This window comes from Cognatundibacterium luofuense, assembly GCF_018139685.1.
GTDB lineage: Bacteria > Pseudomonadota > Gammaproteobacteria > Burkholderiales > Burkholderiaceae_D > Undibacterium > Undibacterium luofuense.
On record NZ_JAGSPN010000008.1, the window covers coordinates 1 to 21,894 of the forward strand.

The 21,894-nt window shown below is 53.5% G+C and carries 18 protein-coding genes; 13 read left to right on the forward strand and 5 right to left on the reverse strand.

Going from position 1 to position 21,894, the window contains the following annotated elements; all coding sequences use genetic code 11:
* The 12 genes from KDM89_RS11490 to KDM89_RS11545 all read left to right on the forward strand — a co-directional run.
* The coding region (locus KDM89_RS11490; RefSeq protein WP_212688086.1) for an ExbD/TolR family protein at positions 1-332 on the forward strand (332 nt) is incomplete at its 5' end.
* Positions 333-626: 294 nt separating this feature from the next.
* Positions 627-1,562: a glucosamine kinase nucleotide-binding domain-containing protein gene (locus tag KDM89_RS11495; protein WP_212688087.1), complete on the forward strand. Its 936-nt coding sequence runs from the start codon at positions 627-629 to the stop codon at positions 1,560-1,562.
* A gap of 19 nt (positions 1,563-1,581) precedes the next feature.
* Entirely contained in the window at positions 1,582-2,316 is a 735-nt protein-coding gene (locus KDM89_RS11500) for a GntR family transcriptional regulator (protein ID WP_212688088.1), read from the forward strand.
* Positions 2,313-3,425, forward strand: coding sequence for an N-acetylglucosamine-6-phosphate deacetylase (gene nagA / locus KDM89_RS11505; RefSeq protein WP_212688089.1), 1,113 nt, complete (start codon positions 2,313-2,315; stop codon positions 3,423-3,425). Before KDM89_RS11500 ends, nagA begins: the two co-directional genes overlap by 4 nt.
* Complete coding sequence (locus KDM89_RS11510) at positions 3,406-4,428, forward strand: SIS domain-containing protein (RefSeq protein WP_230427824.1); 1,023 nt, start codon at positions 3,406-3,408, stop codon at positions 4,426-4,428. The genes nagA and KDM89_RS11510 overlap by 20 nt, the downstream gene beginning before the upstream one ends.
* Before the next feature lie 40 nt (positions 4,429-4,468).
* Positions 4,469-5,866, forward strand: a complete 1,398-nt coding sequence (locus KDM89_RS11515) for an ABC transporter substrate-binding protein (RefSeq protein ID WP_230427825.1) — start codon at positions 4,469-4,471, stop codon at positions 5,864-5,866.
* Positions 5,866-6,741: a carbohydrate ABC transporter permease gene (locus tag KDM89_RS11520; protein WP_212688090.1), complete on the forward strand. Its 876-nt coding sequence runs from the start codon at positions 5,866-5,868 to the stop codon at positions 6,739-6,741. Before KDM89_RS11515 ends, KDM89_RS11520 begins: the two co-directional genes overlap by 1 nt.
* A complete protein-coding gene (locus tag KDM89_RS11525) occupies positions 6,738-7,559 on the forward strand; it encodes a carbohydrate ABC transporter permease (protein ID WP_212688091.1) in 822 nt (273 codons plus the stop codon). The genes KDM89_RS11520 and KDM89_RS11525 overlap by 4 nt, the downstream gene beginning before the upstream one ends.
* Positions 7,556-9,094: a beta-N-acetylhexosaminidase gene (gene nagZ, locus KDM89_RS11530; protein WP_230427826.1), complete on the forward strand. Its 1,539-nt coding sequence runs from the start codon at positions 7,556-7,558 to the stop codon at positions 9,092-9,094. The genes KDM89_RS11525 and nagZ overlap by 4 nt, the downstream gene beginning before the upstream one ends.
* 18 nt (positions 9,095-9,112) lie before the next feature.
* Entirely contained in the window at positions 9,113-10,237 is a 1,125-nt protein-coding gene (locus KDM89_RS11535; RefSeq protein WP_230427827.1) for an ABC transporter ATP-binding protein, read from the forward strand.
* A gap of 87 nt (positions 10,238-10,324) precedes the next feature.
* The gene (locus KDM89_RS11540; protein WP_212688092.1) at positions 10,325-11,167 is read left to right on the forward strand and encodes a phosphate/phosphite/phosphonate ABC transporter substrate-binding protein; all 843 of its coding nucleotides are present in this window, start codon (positions 10,325-10,327) and stop codon (positions 11,165-11,167) included.
* The gene (locus KDM89_RS11545) at positions 11,164-13,542 is read left to right on the forward strand and encodes a PAS domain S-box protein (RefSeq protein ID WP_212688093.1); all 2,379 of its coding nucleotides are present in this window, start codon (positions 11,164-11,166) and stop codon (positions 13,540-13,542) included. The genes KDM89_RS11540 and KDM89_RS11545 overlap by 4 nt, the downstream gene beginning before the upstream one ends.
* A 14-nt stretch (positions 13,543-13,556) precedes the next feature.
* Here KDM89_RS11545 and KDM89_RS11550 read toward each other — a convergent pair whose 3' ends face one another.
* Together KDM89_RS11550 and KDM89_RS11555 are read right to left on the reverse strand one after the other, a co-directional pair.
* Positions 13,557-14,864: an MFS transporter gene (locus tag KDM89_RS11550; RefSeq protein WP_212688094.1), complete on the reverse strand. Its 1,308-nt coding sequence runs from the start codon at positions 14,862-14,864 to the stop codon at positions 13,557-13,559.
* Positions 14,865-15,234: 370 nt separating this feature from the next.
* The gene (locus tag KDM89_RS11555) at positions 15,235-15,573 is read right to left on the reverse strand and encodes a hypothetical protein (RefSeq protein WP_212688095.1); all 339 of its coding nucleotides are present in this window, start codon (positions 15,571-15,573) and stop codon (positions 15,235-15,237) included.
* Positions 15,574-15,857: 284 nt separating this feature from the next.
* Here KDM89_RS11555 and KDM89_RS11560 point away from each other — a divergent pair, with 284 nt between their 5' ends.
* Entirely contained in the window at positions 15,858-16,961 is a 1,104-nt protein-coding gene (locus KDM89_RS11560) for a heparan-alpha-glucosaminide N-acetyltransferase domain-containing protein (RefSeq protein WP_212688096.1), read from the forward strand.
* A gap of 313 nt (positions 16,962-17,274) precedes the next feature.
* Here the strand turns inward: KDM89_RS11560 and KDM89_RS11565 are convergent, their stop codons facing one another.
* The 3 genes from KDM89_RS11565 to sodB form a co-directional block, all read right to left on the reverse strand.
* Positions 17,275-19,902 (reverse strand): S9 family peptidase, encoded by a 2,628-nt coding sequence (locus KDM89_RS11565; protein ID WP_212688097.1) that lies wholly within the window; start codon positions 19,900-19,902, stop codon positions 17,275-17,277.
* A gap of 223 nt (positions 19,903-20,125) precedes the next feature.
* Positions 20,126-21,058, reverse strand: a complete 933-nt coding sequence (locus tag KDM89_RS11570) for a DMT family transporter (RefSeq protein ID WP_329604656.1) — start codon at positions 21,056-21,058, stop codon at positions 20,126-20,128.
* 154 nt (positions 21,059-21,212) lie between these two features.
* The gene (sodB, locus tag KDM89_RS11575) at positions 21,213-21,791 is read right to left on the reverse strand and encodes a superoxide dismutase [Fe] (RefSeq protein WP_212688098.1); all 579 of its coding nucleotides are present in this window, start codon (positions 21,789-21,791) and stop codon (positions 21,213-21,215) included.
* Positions 21,792-21,894 lie beyond the last annotated feature (103 nt).

The following is a 21,894-nucleotide window of genomic DNA, read 5'->3' on the forward strand; positions in this document are numbered from 1 at the left end:
TCATGTTCATCATTACGATCCCGATTCAGAACCACTCGATCAACCTGAATCTGCCGACCGGACCATCGAGCCCGCCGACCACAGAACCAGTCGTGATTAACATCGACGTGGACTTTGACGGCACGGTATTGTGGAACGGAGCAGCAGTACCGACCCGTGGTGAACTGGAAGCGAAGCTGAGTGAAGTAGCAGCGCAGCCGAATCAGCCGGAAGTGCATCTGCGCCCGAATGCGGTCGTGGAGTACAAATCGGTTGCTGCGGTGATGGCCTCGGCACAGCGTCTGGGTGTAACCAAGATCGGTATGGTGGGTAATGAGCAGTTTTTACGCTGAAAAAAGCGATGGAGCGTAAGCAGTCCAGTGAGGATTAAGCGACGCTGTAATGCAGGATGAACATCTAGTGGTTGAGGTAATGTCGCGAAAAACCCAAACAGCATCGGGTGTTTTGTGGTGTTGGCACCAAGAGGTATTAACGCAGCGGTAAAAATCATGTAGATACCACTTAAATACCTATTGACAACCACTATAAAAAGCTCTTACAGTGAGACAGATGATTTTAACAGAAAACCTCAGTAGCGCTGATTTGCCGCGTGGCTGAATGTTCGCTACCGGACACCTGAAAACACCATGTATAACCGAGACCAATCTGCACAAACCCCGTTGATAAATCTGAATTCTGCTGCGTCCGGCTTGCTGTATCTGGCCGGTGTGGATGGCGGCGGAACTGGAACGCGAGTGGTGTTGAGTACACCGGATGGGCAAGAGCTGGCGCGTGGTGCCGGCGGGCCAGGTGGTCTGGCACTGGGGCGTGCGGAGTCCTGGCAGTCCGTGATGACGGCGCTGACTCAGGCGTTTGAGATTGCAGGGATCGCGATGCCGCCTTTACAGCAGATCGGTATCGGTCTCGGACTGGCAGGTGTGACGGTCACAGCATGGCGTGAAGAATTTTTGCAACTCAATCCGGGCTTTGGTTTGCTGATTGTAGAGAGTGATGCATACACCACATTGCTCGGCGCGCATGCAGGTGAAGCAGGTGCCATTATTGCCCTTGGTACCGGCAGTGTCGGCGAAGCTTTATACAGCGACGGATCGCGTCTCGAAGTGGGTGGCTGGGGTTTTCCTATCGGTGATGAAGCCAGTGGAGCGTGGCTGGGCTGGCAGGCTGTGAATTATCTGCAGCGCGTACTGGATGGCCGTCAGCCTGCGGAAGCGCTGGCCGATGCGCTGGAACAACAAACGGGTAACAGTCGTGATGCCTTGTTCACCTGGATGGGAACAGCCAATCAGACAAAGTATGCGAGCCTGGCGCCTACCGTTATCCGGATGGCAGAGCACAGTGAAGTTGCACGTCAGCTGTTGCAGACAGCAGGACTGGATATAGCACAAATGGCGGCGGCACTGACCGCAAAAGAACAATTGAGCATTGCATTATGTGGTGGTCTGGCACCTGTGCTGAAACCATATATTCCGCAAGCTCTGCAGCAGACACTGAAAGAGCCGCAGGCTGATTCTGCGACCGGTGCGATGTTGCTGGTGAAAAGACAAATCCGGAAACTACAATAACAAGTTTTGGGAGGAACAGATGCTGGAACAATTGAACGATTTCAAGCCGGACAGCGAGAGCTCTACGCCGCTGTACCTGCAGTTAGCCAACAAACTGGCAAATGCAATTCACAGTGGTCTCTGGCAGCCCGATGAAGCACTGCCTTCTGAACGCATGCTGTCGGAATCTCTGAACATTTCGCGCGTTACTGCACGTAAAGCGATAGATATGCTGTGTGAACGCGGATTGCTGACGCGTCGTCATGGTTCGGGTACCTACATTACGCCGAAACTGGAGCAGCCATTATCCAGGTTAACAAATTTCAGTGAAGAACTGCGTCAGCGCGGCTTTGTACCCGGTTCCCGCTGGATTTCGCGTGAAACCGGTATCGCATCGCCGGAAGAAATTTTATCTCTGGGCTTATCGCCGAATACCGTGGTATCGCGCTTAAAGCGTTTGCGTACTGCTGATAATGTGGTGATGGCGATTGAAAGTACAACGATTCCGGCGATGTATATGCCGAATCCGAAACTGGTGACAGACAGCCTGTACGGTTATCTCGAAGCGCACAACGTAGCGCCGACCCGCGCGCTGCAGCATATCCGCGCTGTGAACGCGACCGCAGAACAGGCGCGTCTGGCCGACATCAAGCAGGGCGCTGCAATGCTGTTTATTACCCGTGTAGGCTATTTGCCTAACGGTACGGCAATCGAGCTGTCGCATTCATACTGCCGCAGCGACTATTATGACTTTGTGGCGGAGTTGTTCAGATGAGTAAGATGCAGCACCTGCAGGGCAGTATCCTGACGCCACAAGGCTGGGTTGACGGAGAGATTACGTTCACTGATCGTATCGAAAACGTCAGGGCCGGTGACGCGGCGACTTCCGGTAAAACGTATATTTTGCCGGGATTTATTGACCTGCACGTGCATGGTGCCGGTGGCAAGGATACGATGGAAGCAGGTGATGCAGTCAGTGTGATTGCGCGCCGTCATGCGCTGCATGGCACGACCAGTATGCTGGCAACCACTATGACAGCGCCGCTTGGCGATATCGAAGCTGCACTGAATGCCATGGCAGACGTGATTCACCAAAGGCCGCAAGGTGCTGCACGTGTGCTTGGTGTGCATCTCGAAGGTCCGTATATCAATCCCGGTAAGCTGGGCGCACAGCCTGATTTTGCGGGGCAGGGCGATATTAAACAGGTGCTGGCACTGAATGCCTTAGCACCGATTCGGCTGATCACAATCGCACCGGAAATGCCGGGTCATATGGAACTGATCAGTCAGCTGGTCGATGCCGGCATGCGTGTGCAGATCGGTCATACGCTTGGCACTTACGACGAAGGTGTACAAGCTTTAGATCGCGGTGCAAAAGGATTCACTCATTTATTTAACGCGATGTCACGTTTTGATCATCGCGCTCCCGGCATGGTTGGTGCTGCGCTGGCACATGCCGAATATTCAGAAATTATTCCGGATCTGCTCCATGTACATCCTGGTGCGATCAAAGCAGCGTTGCGGTCTATTCCGCATTTGTATTGTGTGACAGATTCGACCTCCGCATCCGGTATGCCGGACGGGCAGTATATGCTGGGTCGTCAGGTTGTCCACAAATGTCTCGGTGGTGTGCGTCTTGAAGATGGCACGCTGGCTGGCAGTACTCTGACGATGGATCAGGCACTGCGTAATCTGGTCAGCATTGGTCTCAGTCTCGAAGAAGCATCACACCGGGTGTCTACATACGCCGCGGACTATCTCGGTTTATCAGAACGTGGACGCCTGCAGGCGGAAGCGTTCGCCGACCTGGTGGTGCTGGATGAAGCACTTAACCTGATTGCTGTGTATGTAGAAGGAGAGAAGATTGACCTCGCAAATGCTTAAAGAAGCCTGTGCTGCATCGGAACGCGTCGCGTTTCAGCTGACGCAGGATCAGGAACGTTTCGCCGAACTGGGCGCATTGTTACGTGCTAATCCGCCGCGCTCAGCGGTAACGGTTGCACGTGGCAGTTCAGACCACGCAGCAGCTTATCTGGCCTATCTGATGATGGCCAGAACCGGTTGTCTGACCGCGTCGCTGCCGATGTCGCTGGTGACCCTGAATCAGGCGCCGCTGCAGGTACAGAACACGCTGGCGGTGGCAATTTCCCAATCCGGACAAAGCCCGGATGTTGTCGAGCCATTGCGCTATTTCAGCGCAAACGGTGCAACCACCGTTGCACTGGTCAATGATGCAGCATCACCGCTGGCGGAAGCAGCGCAATGGACTATGCCTTTGCATGCAGGACCGGAGCTCAGTGTTGCAGCGACGAAAAGCTATATCACATCGCTGTCGGCTGCTGCGCGACTGGTCGCACACTGGCAAAACGATGCTGCATTGCTGGATGCATTGCAGCGTTTACCGGATGATCTGCAGGTAGCAACGCAGCAGGACTGGGATAAAGCAATTGAAGTATTTGCACCGGCTGAACGTATTATGGTGGTTGGACGTGGCACAGGATTTACCACTGCGCTGGAATCTGCACTGAAATTTAAAGAAACTTCCACCATTCAGGCGGAAGCATTCAGTGGCGCAGAGATCAAGCATGGCCCGATGGCACTGATTCACGAAGGTTATCCATTGCTGGTGTACGCGACACGTGGTCCGGCGCAGCAAGGCCTGATTAAACTGGCGGAAGAAATGCGCGGCCGCGGCGCCCGTGTGCTGCTCGCAGCGCCGGCAGATGTGGCTGAACGTGATCTGACAATCGCCACCGCTTCTGTGCCGGATCTCGATCCGCTGACAGCGATTCAGTCTTTCTACGTGATGGCAGCCAAACTGTCGGTGGCACGCGGACTGAATCCGGATCAGCCGCGTCACTTGAGTAAAGTGACAAAAACCAACTGATGTCAGAAAACTGAGACACACTCGCTGATCAGACTTGAAGATGAAAACCGTTTTCTACAAAATGGCATCGGGTGTGTTTCGTCGCATCTCCGGCGAGGCGGAAACTGTTTACCGGTGCGGTTCCGGCTTGCCAGTTTCTTATCCCGTTTCCCATCTTCTTCGCTCATTTACGGTATTGCTTCTTTTTTGTCTGAGCGTGTTAACGTTCACGCAGGCAAAAGCCAGTCAGCAAAAACCGGTCCGGATTGAGTTCTGGACGATGAGTCTGAAACCGAAATTTATACCTTATTTTCAGCAGTTAATACGCGATTATGAAAGTCTGCATCCAGGCACAAAAATAATCTGGACAGATTATCCCTGGGATATTCTGCAGTTAAAACTTGTGACTGCGATTGCTGCCGGTAAGCCACCCGCACTTGTCAATTTATCTGTGCCATGGGCTGAGGCGCTGGCACGTGATGGCATGCTGGAACCTGTTGATCAGTGGCTTGCGGCTGCAGGGCAACAGGCTGACTACACCGAAGGCGCGCTCGATGATTTGCGTTTTAACGGTCGTCTGTACGGTTTTCCGCACTACAGTAATGTTAACGTTATTGCTTACAATAAAACCTTATTGCAACAGGCGGGGTTGAACCGTGCGCCGGCAGATCTGAATCAGGTTTTTCAGATGGCAATCCGGATTGCCGAACGTACAGGAAAACCCGCGTACGCACCCGCACTCGGAAAAATTGACGGTTTTTTTCTGCAGCAGGGATTGCCTGTGCTCAAAGGTCAGCGTGCTGCATTTGATTCAGACGCGCATGTGCGACTGGTAGAACAGTTAAAAACGGTTTATGCCGCAGGTGGTTTGCTGAAAGATAAACTGTTTGCAGAAGATAATTTTCCGGCCGTGATAGATGCTTATCTTGGCGGCAGGCTGGCAATGATGGTCAGCGCGCCTTCGGCGATACGGCGTGTACAGACCGATGCGCCGGACATTTACGCGCAAACCGGTATTTTTGCAATGCCAGCCGGACCGACCGGAATTAATGACGGTGGCTGGATGTTTCATTTCGCGGTTCCGAAAGGGAATCAGTCCGGGCAGATGCCGGCAATCGCAGAGTTTGCACGCTATTTGACCGGTAGTGCCAGACAGCTGGATTTTGCTGCACTGGCAGGTGTCATGCCAACAACGCGCAGCGGACTGCGTCAAACCCTGATCAGAGCGGCAGGCAACAGCAGCGATCCTGCACAGCAAGCAGTGATTGAAGCAGCACGTTCGATGCAGAATGCGCGCAGCCTGTATGTTTCGGGAATTGAGGATTACGACGAGTTGCGGCGAATTCTGGTTCAGGCAACAGAGGCAGCGGTGACCGGGCGTAAGCCTGTGCGCTCATCTCTGGAAGAAGCGGCGCGGATCTGGAACAAAAAACTGGCGACGCAAAAAGGAGGCCGTTAATGCTCCGCAGCTTTCGCTGGCAGTTACTGACACCTTGGCTTTTTTTATCGCCGGCATTGATTATTTTCGCTGCATTTGCATTCTGGCCGGTACTGGCAGGTGCCTGGTTCAGTCTTACCGATTACCGTTTATTGCATACGCCGCAGTTTGTCGGGTTGGACAATTATCGTGCTTTGCTGAATAACCCGTTGTTCCTGACCGGGTTACGTAATTCATTCCTGTTTCTGTTAGTCGTTCCCTTTACTCAGATCGCTGCTTTGTCGCTGGCTGTGCTCGTTAATCAACCGTTACGCGGCATACACTGGTTCAGAACGGTGTTTTATCTGCCTGTGGTAACAACGGTTTCTGTGGTTGGCATTTTGTGGGGCTTTATGTTCCACGAGCAGGGAACGCTGAACTATGTTTTGTTGCAATTAAAACTGATTCATGCACCGCTGGGCTGGTTATCTGATGATCAGCTTGCATTAGCAGCAGTGATGTTTGTTTGTTTCTGGCGTGGTCTTGGCTGGTATGTGGTGATGTATCTTGCCGCTTTACAGGCAGTACCGGCAGATTTGTATGAAGCCGCAGAACTCGACGGAGCAGGGCGCTGGGCGCGCTTCCGGTATATCACTGTGCCTGCACTGTATCCTGTGATCGCTATGTGCACCGTGATGTCAGTTCTGGCTGCACTGAAAGCATATCAGGAGGTTGATGTGCTGACGCAGGGCGGGCCGATGAATTCGACCTTTACCGCGCTTTATTACGCCTACGATCAGGGCCTTAAACATTTGAGAATTCCGCGCGGGCTGGCGGCCAGTTTTATTGTTTCGCTGATCTGTATGGCAATTGCGCTTTGCGGATTGTGGGCGATTCGTCCCGGAGGACGACGATGAACTGGCGTCGTACCCTGCAAACCTGCTTCAGTTATCTGTTGCTGGTGATGATCGCAGTATTGTGTATTTTCCCGTTCTGGTGGACTGCTGTCGTCGCATTTTCCGCCAGCGGTAATGTATTCAGTTTTCCGCCAGTATGGTGGCCGCAGAGCTGGACACTGGCGCATTTTGAGGAAGTGTTCCGTGTCATTCCGGTTGGGCGCTTTTTATGGAATTCCGTTTGCCTGACGCTGATGACGGTCGCCGGAAAGTTATTACTGTGTGCAGCGGCTGCCTATCCGTTATCGCGTATGCAGTTTCGCGGAAGACGCACTGTGCTGGCCATCATTATGGTCACGATGATACTGCCCGGCGAAGTCAATTTTCTGATGAATTTCTTGAGTATTACGCAGTTGGGGCTGGTCGACAGCTGGTTCGGCGTGGTGTTACCCAATCTGGTGACGGCAATTTCGATACTGATGCTGAAGCAGGCATTTGATGAAATCCCACAGGATCTACTGGATGCTGCCCGTATCGATGGCGCGGGTGAAATCACCATTTTGTTCCGGATTATGCTGCCAATGATTGCGCCGTGGCTGGCCACGGTTGGCATTCTGACTGCTGTGGAAACATGGAACGATTACTTATGGCCATCGCTGGTGATGGCTAAGCCTGACGATTTTCCGGTATCCGCCGGAGTGCTCTATTTGCGCGGCACTTATGGCAGTAGTACACGCGTGATTGCAGCAGGAACGATATTAACCGTCGCACCGGTCATGGTTGCGTTTTTATGGACTCAGCGCTTTTTTATGCGCGGTATGGATGGAGCAGTGAAATGACAGCACACAATGAGCAGGCAGATATCATCGCAGATGAACAGGAAGCGCGTCGCATCGCCGGACAACTGGTTATGATCCGTATGCCGGGGCTGACACTGGACGCCGATAATGCAGCGTTTATGCGTGACAACCATATCCGCGCTATTTGCCTGTTCCGCGGCAATATGCAGGATGAACACCAGCTGAAGCAATTCACACGTGACCTGCGTCAGACCATGGGTACAGACAGCCTGATCGCGCTCGATCAGGAAGGCGGCGCCGTAGTGCGTTCGTTATGGGTGCCGCAACCACCGGCGGCGATGTCGCTGGGTGCGAGCGCAGATCCGGAATTGTGCCGTCAGGTTGGTGCAGCGGTTGCACGTTCGGTACGGGCACTGGGTTTTAACTGGAATTTCGCACCGGTACTGGATCTGAATAATAATGTTTATAACCCGGTGATTTCTGAGCGCTCATTTGGCTCTGAACCTGCCAAAGCGGCAGCGCTGGCGCTGGCATGGATGCAGGGTAGTCTGGCGGAAGGTGTCGCCTGTTGTGTGAAACATTTTCCGGGACATGGTGACACGCACGTAGATTCACACCGCGATTTGCCGACAGTTGATAAGTCGCTGGAAGCGTTGCGAGCACTGGAACTGGAACCATTCCGTATTGCGGTTGGTCAGCAGGCGCCGGCGATCATGACTGCACACATCGTTTATCCGGCGCTCGATGCTGAACATCCAGCCACTATGTCGCACCGTATTCTGACTGGCTTGTTGCGCGAAGAATGGGGATATCAGGGCGTTGTGATTACCGATGGTATGGATATGCATGCAATTGCCGGACGTTACGGTGTCGGGCAAGCTGCAGTGCGCGCGCTGGCCGCAGGTGCAGATCTGGTGATGGCGCTGGGTACCCGCGAAACCCAGATTGAAGCCCTGAATGCACTGACGGAATTTATTCTGTCCGGCAAGATCAGTCGTGCAGAACTGAATACCAGATTGCAGCGCGTGAAATCCCTGTGCGAACGCTTCCCTTGTCAGGACGAGGTATATCAGACTGAAATTGCTGACCGTATTCTGATGTCGCAAGCTTGGAAAAAGGGTTTGACAGCGTTTGGCCAGCCACAGGCTCCTGCAACCGGCAGCCGCGTTCGTTTAGTCGTCAGTGCGGATGTGGTTAGTGATGGTGTGTCAGAAGCCGGTATTCCGGCTGCAAAAGTCAAAGCAATGCTGGAAACACTGTACGACGTTGAGATGACGACTTTCAGTGATGCAGAACAGTTTGACTGGGCTTCGTTACCGCAGGATGGCCGTGCTGTGATTCTGGCTTCAACTATTCGTATTCGCTACAGCGAAAAAGTCCGTCGCGAATGGAAGCCTAATTTACATCTGGTGCTGTGGAATCCGTTCCAGATGCTGGATATTGATGCGCCTGCTCTGGTGACGTATGGCTTTGCACCGCCGGCGGTTGACGCTGCGCGTGCATGGCTGGCTGGTGAAATTGATGCCGCCGGTGTGTTGCCTGTGCAATTGCCATCCGGTTCGGCCTCGCACTGATCACCGCTACCGGAGAACATGATGGCAGCGCTGGAGTTGACACAAGTACGTAAAGTTTTTGACGGAAATGTTGTATTGAATGATGTCAATTTGCGTATTGAGAATGGCGAGTTACTTGTTTTGCTCGGCCCCTCCGGCTGTGGCAAATCCACGCTGCTCAGAATGATTGCCGGTCTGGATACAATTTCATCCGGCGAGTTGCGGATTGATAGTCAGCTTGCCAATCATTTGCCGCCGGCAAAGCGTCAGCTGGCGATGGTTTTTCAGAGCTATGCGCTGTATCCGCATATGTCTGTCTATGACAATATGGCCTTCAGCCTGAAAATGGCTGGTATCCATGCTGCGCAGATCCGGGAAAAAGTGCAGGCTGCAGCAGCGACATTGCAAATTACGCATTTACTGGACCGGTTGCCAAAAGCACTTTCAGGCGGACAGCGTCAGCGGGTGGCGATCGGACGTGCGATAGTACGTGAACCTGCAGTGTTTTTGTTTGATGAGCCGTTATCGAATCTGGATGCTGCCCTGCGCGGACAAATGCGGGTAGAGCTGGCACGTTTGCATAAACAACTGGGTGCCACAATGATTTACGTGACTCATGATCAGGTTGAAGCGATGACGCTGGGGCAGCGTATTGTGGTGCTGAATCAGGGACGTATTGAACAGCTGGGAACACCGGCTCAGTTGTACCGTACTCCTGCAACTCTGTTCGTAGCGCGCTTTCTCGGTACGCCGGCGATTAATTGTTTTCCTGCGCAGTATATGAGTTCAACCGGGCCTGTACTGCGGATTGGCGGGCAATTTTTACTTCACAGCCAGATTGCATTTAACGGTCAGCCCGGTGATCAGCTCGTTGTCGCGGTCAGGCCTGAGCACATGCGTTTCAGTTCGCATGCAGATGCACCTGAGGCCATGTTCACAGCGCAAGTCAGTGTGGTTGAGCAGTTGGGCGATTGCAGCCTGATTTATGTGAAAACGAGCTGGCATGACGAAGATATCGTTATTCGCGATCCGGAATGTCGCGAGTGGCAAACCGGACAACAAGTCGGCCTGTACTTTGATCCGGCAAATGCACTGGTGTTCGGTGCAGATGGTGTACGCATAGGTCAGGCTGCGGCAGTCGCGTCTTTGTCACAGCCGCACTGAAAATCACCGGCAGGTTTGCGCTGTGCCGTATGCGTGACAGAAATGGCATGTTAAGGTATTCCTTACTTTTAGTATCAGGAATGCACAATGTCTTTGTCACTATCCCGGCGACGCTGGCTGGCACTGAGTACTGGCGTTTTGTCCGGCCTTGCGTTTGCGGAAACCGCGCGCCCGCTTGTGATTGGCGTCATCCCTTATCTGTCGCCGTCGGTTCTGCTGAATCTGTTTGCGCCTGTTCGTGATCATTTACAAAAAGCACTGGGACGTCCCGTTGTCATGTACACCGCCACGGACGTACCAACCTATGTCCGCCGCTGCCTGAATGATGAGTACGACTTACTGCTTTCTTCCGCCCATTTCACACGACTGGTGCAACGACGCAGCGCCAGTATTCCGCTGACGCGGTTCCGCGATAGCCTGTATGGCATGATTTATGTTGCCGGGCAGTCCGGTGTGCAGCACATCAGCCAGCTGAAAGGCAAACGTATTGCGCTGACTGACCGGACAATTCTGGTCAATCTGGAAATGTTCCGTATGCTTCGCAAAAGCAATATTCCGGAATCCGATGTGCAGTTGCGCATGAGCGCCAATATGAACAGTGCCTTACTGTCGGTCGCGCACGGGGAAGCCGATGCTGCCATGACAGCGCATTTCGCAATCGACCAGATGCCTGCATCTCAACGCAGCGACTTCCGCAGTATTTTGCAAACCGATCCTTTACCGAATATCCATTTATCCGCTTCGCCGCGCATCAGCCCCGGTGACAGGCAAAAGATACAGCAGGCGATGATGACGCTGGGCGATCAGGCTAACGGCTTGCTATTTTTGCAGCGTAGCCGGTTTGGTGGCGTTGAGCTGGCGGATGAAAAAATCCTGAAAACGCTGGACGTGTATCTGGCCGATACACTGCACTATCTGGGGATGCAATGAAATTGTCTTTACGCTGGAAGCTGGTATTAGGAAGCCTGTTGGTGGAAGTCGTGATGCTGAGTTTTCTGGTCACCAACAGCTTACGTCTGAATGAAGCGCATTTGCAGCAACTGGCCGGACTGCGTTTGCGCGAAGTCTCCGTTTTGCTGAACGCATCGCTCGGACCTTCACTGGTGCAACAGGATTTTGCTTCGGTGACGGAAGTGTTTCGTCAGAGCCGCAGCCACGAAGGTATTACATATTTCCTGCTGTATGACCGTCAGGGGCAATTGGTGGCTGCAGACGGATGGCAGGGTGAGGTGCCGCAAAAACGCGAAGCTATGCGTCTGGAGAGCGATGCGCACAGGCTGGACAGTCAGGTGGATATTGTGCTGGCAGGGCAGGCCTACGGCACCCTGTTCTTTGGCATGAGCACAGGATTTCTGGACCGTGCACGGGCAGACCTACTGACGGAATCATTGGTAATCGCCGGGATGGAAGTGCTGTTATCCCTGATTTGTCTTGCCGCACTCGGCACCTGGCTGACCCGCCACCTGAAAACGCTGGAACAGGCAGCAACCGCCATTTCTGCCGGTCAGTTTGATGTACGTTTGCCGGTTTCCGGTGAGGATGAACTGAGTGTGGTGGCAAAAGCACTGAATCGTATGGGGGAAGAGCTGGCCAGTGAAATGGCTGCGCTGCGCCACAGTGAACAACAACAACGCGAAGCCGCAGCACGTTTGCAGGCAGTCTTTGATGCCGTGCCGGATTACTTATCGCTGAGCCGGGTCAGTGACGGCCGTATTCTGAAAGCAAATGGCGGGTTTGCTCAACTGACCGGCTATGAGGCTGAATATGCGGTCGGGCGTACCACGGTAGAGCTGGGGATCTGGGCGAATCAGGCACACCGCGAAATCTGGATCAGCCGGTTGATGAATTACGGCAGTCTGGCAGATTATCAAACCAGTATGCGTACCCGTGATGGACGTCTGGTGGTGGTGCTGTTATCCGCCAAGATGCTGAATATCGACGGCGCGCCGCATATCGTGGCGCTGTGTAAAGACATCACTGAGCGTTTGCAGGTGGAAGCCAGAATTGAAAAAGCGCGCCGAGATTTACAGGCAGTGCTGGATGCCGCATCCGAAGTGTCGATTATTGCGACCGATCCTGAAGGCTTGATCACAATGTTTAACCGTGGCGCGGAAAAATTACTGGGCTACAGCGCATCGGATGTTGTCGGTAAGCAATCGCCATCGCTGTTTCATGACAAAGGTGAGATGCGTGAACGTCAGCAGGAATTGCGCGCACGTTACGGCAGTGAGCTGGAAGGCATCAGTTTATTTACTGCGCTGGCGATGGAGCAGGGATCTGAAATCCGGAACTGGACTTATATCCGCTGCGACGGTAGCAAGAAAACGGTATCGCTGGCAGTGACTGCCATGCGTGATGAGAGCGGTACGGTGAAAGGATTCCTCGGCATCGGCCGCGATATTACGCCGCAACTGGAAGCGGAACGTGCGCTGGAGACGCTGAATAATGAGCTCGAACAGCGTGTCACCGAGCGTACTGCTGCTTTGCAGAAGGCCAATCAGGAACTGGCAGATGCGATGGCGCAATTACGTTTTGCCCAGGATGAACTGGTGCGCTCCGAGAAAATGACTGCACTCGGCAATATGGTCGCGGTGGTCGCGCATGAACTGAACACGCCTATCGGTAACAGCCTGACGGTTGCCAGCACTATGTTTGACCGTTCAGGAGAACTGGCGCGTGCCATCGAAAACAATCAGCTGAAAAAATCTGCTTTGCAGGATTATCTGGCGGCTGCCCGTGACGGTAATGATATTCTGCTGCGTTCCTTACGCCGCGCCAGTGAGCTGATTACGAATTTTAAACACGTTGCCGTGGATCAGACGACCGGACAGCGCCGTCGCTTTGACTTAAAAGAAGTGGTTGAAGATATGGTATCGGTGCTGAGTCCTATGCTGCGTAAAACCACATTCAGGCTGAGTTTAGAAATTCCTGATGGCATACAGATGGACAGTTTTCCGGGACCGCTGGAGCAAGTTGTGACGAATCTGATTACCAATGCGCTGGCACATGCATTTGATCAGCGCAGCGATGGTTTGATGCGTCTGAGTGCTGCCTGCAGCGATGAACATACGGTCACGCTGGTGTTCTGCGATGACGGTGTGGGGATTCCTGAAGAACATTTATCGCGGATTTTTGATCCGTTTTTCACGACCAAAATGGGACGTGGCGGTACCGGGCTGGGACTGAATATTGTCCACAATATCGTGACGAAAACGCTGGGCGGACAACTGGAAGTGAAGAGTGAGGCTGGTTCGGGAACGCAGTTCACACTGCGTTTGCCACTCAGGGCGCCAGCCGCGCCCTGAGTTCTGAACTTGCTTTATTCGGGTTGTACCTGTGTGGCGATGCTGGCAGTTTCGCTGCGTTTGCCGTTGTCCGGTAATGGCAGGAAGCGGGTCAGAATCAGCGAAGGCAGGCCGCACAGCAATACAAACAGGAAAAAGTGCTGATAGCCGAGCGCGATCTGGATATCGCCGCTGACGGTTTTAAACAGCACAAAACCCAGCTGCATGACGCCGGTACCAAGTGCGTAATGCGCGGTCTGGTATTTACCCGGTGCCACAACCTGCATGATGAACAGGATCAGGCCGACGAAACCAAAGCCGTAACCGAACATTTCCAGACTCAGTGCAGTGCCGATTGCCAGCATGCTGTCCGGCATTTGCGTGCTCAGATAAAAGAACACCAGATTCGGTACGTTCATCGCAATAATCAGCCATGGCATGGCTTTTTTCAGACCCAGCCACGAAGTGAAATAGCCACCGAGGATACTGCCTGCCAGAAAGGTCAGCGTACCGGCGGTACCGTAGACGATGCCGACCTGATCGGTACTCAGACCCAGTCCGCCTTGCTCTTTCAGTTCACGCAGGAACAACGGGCCTATGGTCTGAATTTGCGCTTCACCGGCACGGAACAGAATGATGAACAGTATCGCCAGCCAAATGCCCGGTTTGCGCAAAAAATCGATAATCACATCCTGCAGAGTTTGCAGAATTTCAGCGGTGGAGCCTGCCTGCACGTCGCTGCGGGTATCCGGCAAGGCCCATACGTGGTAGGCCGATAAGGCCAGCAGCATGGCTGCCAGCAGCGCGAAAATCACACCCCAGGCCAGATTCGGACTCATTTGTTTTTCCAGATGACCGGCCAGAATCACCAGTCCGCCCAGCGAAATGAATTTGGCGGCATTGAAAAAAGCGCCTTGCCAGCCCGCATAGGCTGCCTGTTGTTTGGCTTCCAGTGTGGAAATGTATAAACCATCAGCGGCAATATCATGCGTGCCGGAAGCGATTGCCACTACCGCGAACAGCGCAATACTGATCGCAAAGTAAGACGACATTTGCAGCGACAAGGCGACCAGACCCAGCGTAATACCACCGATTGCCTGAAAGATGATGACCAGCTTTTTCTTGCTCGGTGCCGCTTCCAGAAACGGGCTCCACAGGCACTTGAATACCCATGCCATGCCGATCAGGCCGGTCCAGCGCGCGATCTGGTCATTGCTGATGCCCATACTTTTGTACATCAGGCCTGCCACCAATGCTACCGCGTAAAACGGTAAGCCTTCGGCCAGATACAGTGTCGGCACCCAGCGTATAGGATTGCCGGATGCTGCTTGTTGATTACTCATGTGCTCCCCCCTCAGGATCGTTCTGTCGGCTGTGCCGTTTTCATGTAGCGGCAACCATAACGCCGTGCATGGTGGCGGTCAACTGGTTTTGAAAGTTAAATGCCACTCTGTGTCCACTTTGCGGAATTCCATAAAAATCAGTGGCTGGTCTGTATCAGCGCAGTACCGAAAAAATAAGGGTTTATGCAGATTCGGGAGTATGGTGATGCGGCAGATTTGACCTTGCGCCGCTGCACGGGGATGGCTGTGAAATGTCAGTATCCTGCAACTGGTATGCAAGCTCTGAGACCATCTGAACAAAAAAACGCCGCAGCAGGGGAGTGCGGCGGCGAACGGAACTTACAGTGAGAAACCGGGTAGTCGCTGGAAATCAGTGCTGCTGGTCGCGCCAGCGCAGTCTGTCCTGCTGACCTGTCTGAGCGTCATACGCTTCATAAGCGGACGGGCGTTGCTGTGGCTGCACGCGCGCTTCCTGCATACGGCGTATTCCCATCAGATGCAGGCTGAGACGGAACAGCATCGCAGCCAGTATCAGCATCAGTATGAAGGGCAGCAGACTCAGCACCAGCGCAATCGCAGCCAGCACGATCAGTACCCGTGGCAGCGGGGTGCGTGATAAACCAGCAGTGAAGCGGTCCAGTACGCGGCGACCCTGCTGGCCGTACTGACGGCCGATGGAGTACAAAAACTGAGAGATGTTATGCAACATGATGAATTCCTTTTACCGAGCCGGACTGACGATAGCGACTGTGCTACAGCGAATCAGCGACAACGAAATGCATTATGCATGGACGTGATCCGGAATGCAGCGGTAAAAAATCCGGAAAATCGCCGATGCCGGATTTTTGCCGTGGATGGGCTTTGCTGCGCAGTCAGACCAGCCGTGTTATGACCTGCATTGCATCCCCCTGAAGTGCAGGTTACGGACAACGCATGTTTGAATACCAGTCAAAATCCAGTCAAGTTCCACTTACAATGCCAGCTGGAATCTATATGCAGGATACATTTCAGGGAAAGCAGGCGATGACGAATCAGGTAAAAGGCGGCCGTGTGGCGGCGGTGGATATGTTGCGTGGTCTGGCAGTGGCGGCAATGCTGATGGTGAACAATGCCGGTGACTGGTCGCATGTCAGTCCGTGGCTGGAACACGCGGCATGGCATGGTTGCCAGCCAGCCGATCTGATTTTCCCCTGCTTTCTGGTGCTGACCGGCATCGGCCTTGGTTTGTCTGTCTGTCAGCCGGAAGCTGCGCCACGTCCCGGCGTATTGCAGGCTGCAATCCGGCGCAGCCTGCGGCTGATGGTACTGGGTGTGGTCCTGCATCTGATCGCAATGTGGCTGATCGATGGCCGCGCCTTCCGTTTGCCCGGTGTGCTGCAGCGTATCGGTCTTTGCTTTTTGCTGGTATCGGTATGGGGGGTATATGTGCAAACCCCGCAGAAACGCTGGGCGTCGGTGCTGGTAGTAGGGGGGGTATATACAGCATGGCTGTTATCCGGCGCTTCCCTGCTGCCGGGACAGAATGTGGCAGATCAGCTGGATATCGCGGTGTTTGGTCACTGGGCGATGCCGCCGGAAAACGGGAGTGCAGGTGGTGATCCGGAAGGTCTGGGTTCGCTGGCCGGTGCGCTGATCAGCGTCATGCTGGGTGTGCTGATCGCCACACCTTTACGCACACGGCGCTGGGGCTGGCTGGGTGCGCTGGCTTTGACGCTGATGCTGAGCGGGTGGCTGTTCAGCTTCTGGCTGCCGCTGAACAAGCATTTGTGGACGCCATCTTTTGCGCTGTGGACGACCGGTATCAGCCTCGCGATCCTGCTTGTGTTGCAGGCCGCTGTCAGCCTGTGTCGCTTACCGGCGTTTGGTACCAGTCTCGGTATCAATGCGATAGTGATTTACGCTGGGGCGTGGGTGGCAACCTGTGTGCTGAGCTTTTTCGCAGCCGATCAGTGGCTGTACCGGCATCTGATCTTGTCCGGCCCGTGGACGGTGCTTGGGCCGGCATTCTGTTCCGCCCTGTATGCGGCGGCGTTCACAGCCTGCTTTGCCGCGCTGGCAGTCTGGATGCGTCGTCGTGGCTGGCGCTGGGTGATCTGAGCTGGCTGACAGTCTGAAAACGCCGGAAAAGCCCGAAAAATGCCTCAAATGCGGATTTTTGCATAGCGATCCGGCGGTCGTCGGCAGAAAGTCCGGGCCTCCGTGAATGCCCGATGCGGATAGCTGCATAGTGTGGAATGCTAAGCACTCCGGATTGACATCCTGATTCAGCCTGATTGCGGGTGATTACAGGGAATAAAAAAGCCATCCGGTTTAAGGCCGGATGGCTTTTCAGTAATACAAACCGCTGCGCTGAGACAGAGATCATGCAGAGATCATGCAGCGGTCATGCAGACATCAGCGCTTCACGATATCAGCGCTTGCCTTCACCCAGATGCTGCAGGAAGAAGGCTTCGTACTTCTTGTGCCATGCTTTAGTCTTCACTGCACCGCCCAAGCCATGCTCACCATCCGGATCGAGGAACAGATCCACCAGCGCTTCCTTACCGTTTTCCAGCAGGGCGCGGTACACATTCACGGTGTCCTGATACAGCACGTTCGGGTCTTGCATACCGTGTACCAGCATCAGCGGTTTTTTCAGACCGGCGGTCAGTGGCAGCAGCGAATACTTGCGCAGATTCGGTTTGCTGCGTTCAGTTTTGCCGATGGTGCGGCCGCTGTACCAGCTATTGTAGTTTTCCCATTCAGTCGGACCGGCACCGGCAATACCGGCAGCGAAAACGTCAGGGCTGGTGTACATCGTGTACTGGGTCTGGAAGCCGCCGAAGCTCCAGCCAGTCAGGCCGATACGCTTGCTATCCACGCCGAAGTTTTTCGTCATGTACTTAACCAGATCTTCCAGATCTTCGGTTTGCGGTTTGCCTGCCTGTTCCCAGTTCGCATCGCTGAACTTACGGCCATAGTTGGAGTGACCACGCGGATCTACTGCCACGGTTACATAACCGTGTTTCGCCGCCATATACATGCCAAATAAATGCGCGGTCGGCTGGAAGCTGTCCACTTCCACGATATGACGGTCATTCAGCGGACCGCCATAGGTATAGACCACCGCTGCGCGCTGGTCTTGCGGTGTCCAGTCTTTTGGTTTGAACACAAAAGCCTGAACCTGATCGCCGTGACGGTTCGTGAAGCTGAAACGCTCCGGTGTCAGAGGCGCTACCTCTTTCCATTTCGGATCATGGCTGCTGGTCAGGCTACGGGTTTTGTGGCTGCTGATGTCGGTGAACTTCAGCTCAGGGCGGTTACTCCAGTTACCGCTGACGCTGGCCAGTTTGTCGCCCTGATAGCTGACATCCGATGCACGGTGAAATTCACCGCTCTGACCAATCGCCTGCATTTCACCATTTGCCAGCTGCACTTTGTACACATTCATCGCAGCGAAATCATCTTTGTTCGCCAGGACAAACATGGTTTTGCTGTCCGGTGTGTAACCCAGTACCTGATGCGCTTCGAAATCACCTTTCAGTACCGCACTGGCTTTGCCATTCGCGATGTCAATGGTGTACGGCTGACGATAACCTTGCTCATCCAGCACCGCGATCAGTTGTTTGCCATCCGGTGTGAAGTGCGGACGAATCACATTCACGACTTCGTGACCGACATTGCCTTTGCGCTCGAACACCATTTTCGGTTTCGCTTTTTCATCGGCATTACCAACATAAATGCGCAGCACATCTTTTTCACGTTCCCAGGTCGAGAAAGTGTAGCGGCTGCCATCTTTGGCCCAGCTCACATCACTCATTTCAAACCAGACATCACCACCGGCATTGGTGAAGACCGGTTCAGGCTGACGGCTGCTGGTGTCGCCGGTGCGGCGGATATAAAGCGCGCTGGCCAGAATTTTGCGTTTGTCATCCGACACTTCACGCGGCACTTTTTTCGCCGTGGCAAAGCGGTCGTTGTAATTCATGATTTCGACCTGACGCTCAGACGCAGGACGTGGTTTGCCGGTTTCCGGATCAACATCCGGTGCTTCGGCAACAATCGCCATCCATTTTTTATCTTCGGTCAGCGTGGTTGAGCTGATGCGGTATTTTTTCTCTGCATCATCACCGAAAATCAGTTCCGGATTCAGCTGACGAATCACACTGGAATCAAACGCTGCACTGTACAGACGTTTGTCATCCATATAAATATACCCTTTATCATCTGCCTGATACGCAGCGATACGTTCTGCTTTATCGGTTTGCGTTAAACGCTCGATTTTGCCGGACGATGCCTGCAGGCGGAACAGATCACCACGGTACTGGAAAATCAGTTCGCTCTTTTTATTCGCCCAGACATAGGTTTCCGCGCCCGGATACAAATCACCGGCTTTTAATTTGTTTTTTGCGATTTTCTTTTTCAGTTCATCGCGCAATTCCCACAGCTCTTTTTCTTTTTCAGCTTTGTCTGCTTTCTTTTCTGCTGGCTTATCACCGGCTTTTTCATCAGTGGCTTTATCATCTTTGGCAGCTGCTTTTTCTTCCGCTTTCTTGGCTGCTTCTTTGGCTTTTTTCTCGGCCAGTTCTTTTTTCAGTTCAGCAATGGCGGCTTCTTCCCACTGAAACAGATTCACATTTTCGCCGCGCAGATACGCAGCCTGTGCTTCTGCTTTTGCCTGACGTTCCGCTTCTTCTTTATCGCGTTGCACCAGTTTTTTATCGAAACGATCCCAGACTTCCGGCGCATCGTAGCTGCGCATCAGCGCAGGCGAGGTAATGCGGCGGGTTTCGCCGGTCTGCGTATCGTACAGATATAAATCCGAACCGGTTTCGCCAAACGGATTCCACATGTATGCCAGATAACGGCCATCATGGCTGAAGTTGATATTACGCGCCGACTGGCCGGCATAGCTCTTGGCACGGAACAACTGTTCCAGCGTCAGATCGCTGCCGACAGACTGCGCCGCCGGTGCGGTATCGGCATGCACCATAGCAGGTGCAGTACTGAACAATGCACACGCCAGTGCCACGCTCAGGGTCAGATATTTTGGTGTCATAGTGGAAATCCCCGGTGAGAAAAAAGCCTCACGCCACACATTCGCTGCGCAGGCGTGAAATCTTGCATAAACAGGCTGGAATAGACCGGATTTATGCACAGCAGTTCCGCAGTCACAGGAATAGGGTGGAGAAACCTAGAAAATTTGCTGTAAGTACCGGCAAGCCGATGAACATTGTGTATTCAGCGGCTTTGCGGGATGTGTGCCGGACAGAGCGCAGCGATCAGCGTGATGGCCGCACCACCAGTGCCACACCGGCCAGTGCAATCAGCATGCCAGTTGCAGCAGTTAATGTGAAGCTTTCACCGAACATCAGCCATGCCATCAGTGCGGTGACAGCGGGGACTAAGTACATATAGCTGGTGACTTTGGTGGCTTCGCCGTGACGTATCATGACAAATAATACGGAAATGCCGATGCCGGATAACACCAGCACAGACCATGCCATCGCAATGAAAAAGCGCGCTGTGTATTGTATCGTCTGGGTTTCCAGCATCAGTGCAAACGGCAGTGTGACCAGCAGCGAAGCGGCGAACTGAATGACCTGACCGGTGCGCACATCCACCGCCGGGCAAAAGCGTTTCTGGTACAGCGTGCCGGTGGTCATGGAAAACAAGGCCATTACCGCCAGCGCAATACTGGCACCGGATAAGCCAATGGCGGAAATTTTATTTGATACGACTAAAGCCACGCCGCTGATACCGAGTGCCAGACCGAACCATTGTTTGCCGCGTACCCTTTCGCCGATCAGCGGACCGGCCACTGCGGTCAGAATCGGCTGGATATTCGCAATCAGCGCTGCCACACCGGCTGGCATACCGAGTTTGACTGCGCACCAGATGCCGCCCAGATAACCGGCCTGCATCAGTATGCCGGCCACTGCGATCGGTAAGACCTGCTTTTTTGACGGCCACGGTGCATGCATGAAGATCGCGAACAGCATCATCATCAGCACCACGCCGCTGTAGCGCAGACATAAAAAGGTCAGCGGTTCTGCATATGGCAGGCCGAATTTGGCAACGACATAGCCGGAAGCCCAGATGAAGATAAAAATCGCGGGGAAATAGCGGATCAGGCGGCTGGCTGGCATGATGTGATGTCGTTGGTTTGGCGGGTTTGCATCCGTCACATCGGACGGGATGCCTGATGCTGGCAAGCTTGCAGCTTTTTGCAGTCTTGCGCAGGATTAAACCGGATTATCCCATGCGCTTTTGTCTGTCAGAATGCAAAAAACCCGCACTGCCAGTACAGTTGCGGGTTTTTTCATACTGTGCAGTTTGTTTCGCCTGCACAGTTGAGGAGCGCAGAAATTACGCGAAGTTTTTCGCTGCGAATTCCCAGTTGGTCAGTGCCCAGAATGCTTCCAGATACTTAGGACGTACATTGCGGTAGTCGATGTAGTAAGCGTGTTCCCACAGATCGCAGGTCAGCAATGGTTTGTCTTCCGTAGTCAGCGGTGTTGCAGCGTTGGATGTGTTGACGATATCCAGTGTGCCGTCTGCTTTTTTCACCAGCCATGTCCAGGAGGAACCGAAGTTACCCACTGCGGATTTAGTGAACGCTTCTTTGAATGCATCGAAAGAACCCCATTTTGCGTTGATCGCATCTGCCAGCGCGCCGGTTGGCTGACCGCCACCGTTTGGTGTCAGGCTGTGCCAGTAGAAAGTGTGGTTCCAGATTTGCGCTGCGTTGTTGAATACGCCGCCGGAGGATTTTTTAACGATTTCTTCCAGAGACAGGGACTCAAACTCTGTACCTTTGATCAGGTTATTCAGGTTGGTCACATAAGTCTGGTGATGTTTACCGTAGTGGAATTCCAGTGTTTCTTGAGAGATGTGTGGCGCCAGAGCGTCCAGTGCATAGGGCAATGCCGGTAAGGTATGTTCCATGTTGCGTCCTTTAAATTAACAGTGGTTTCCGTCGGTATAACGGCAAAGACCGCATTGTAAGCGTTTCGCGCAAAGCTTGCAGCCTTTGCAGCAGAAATCCGCA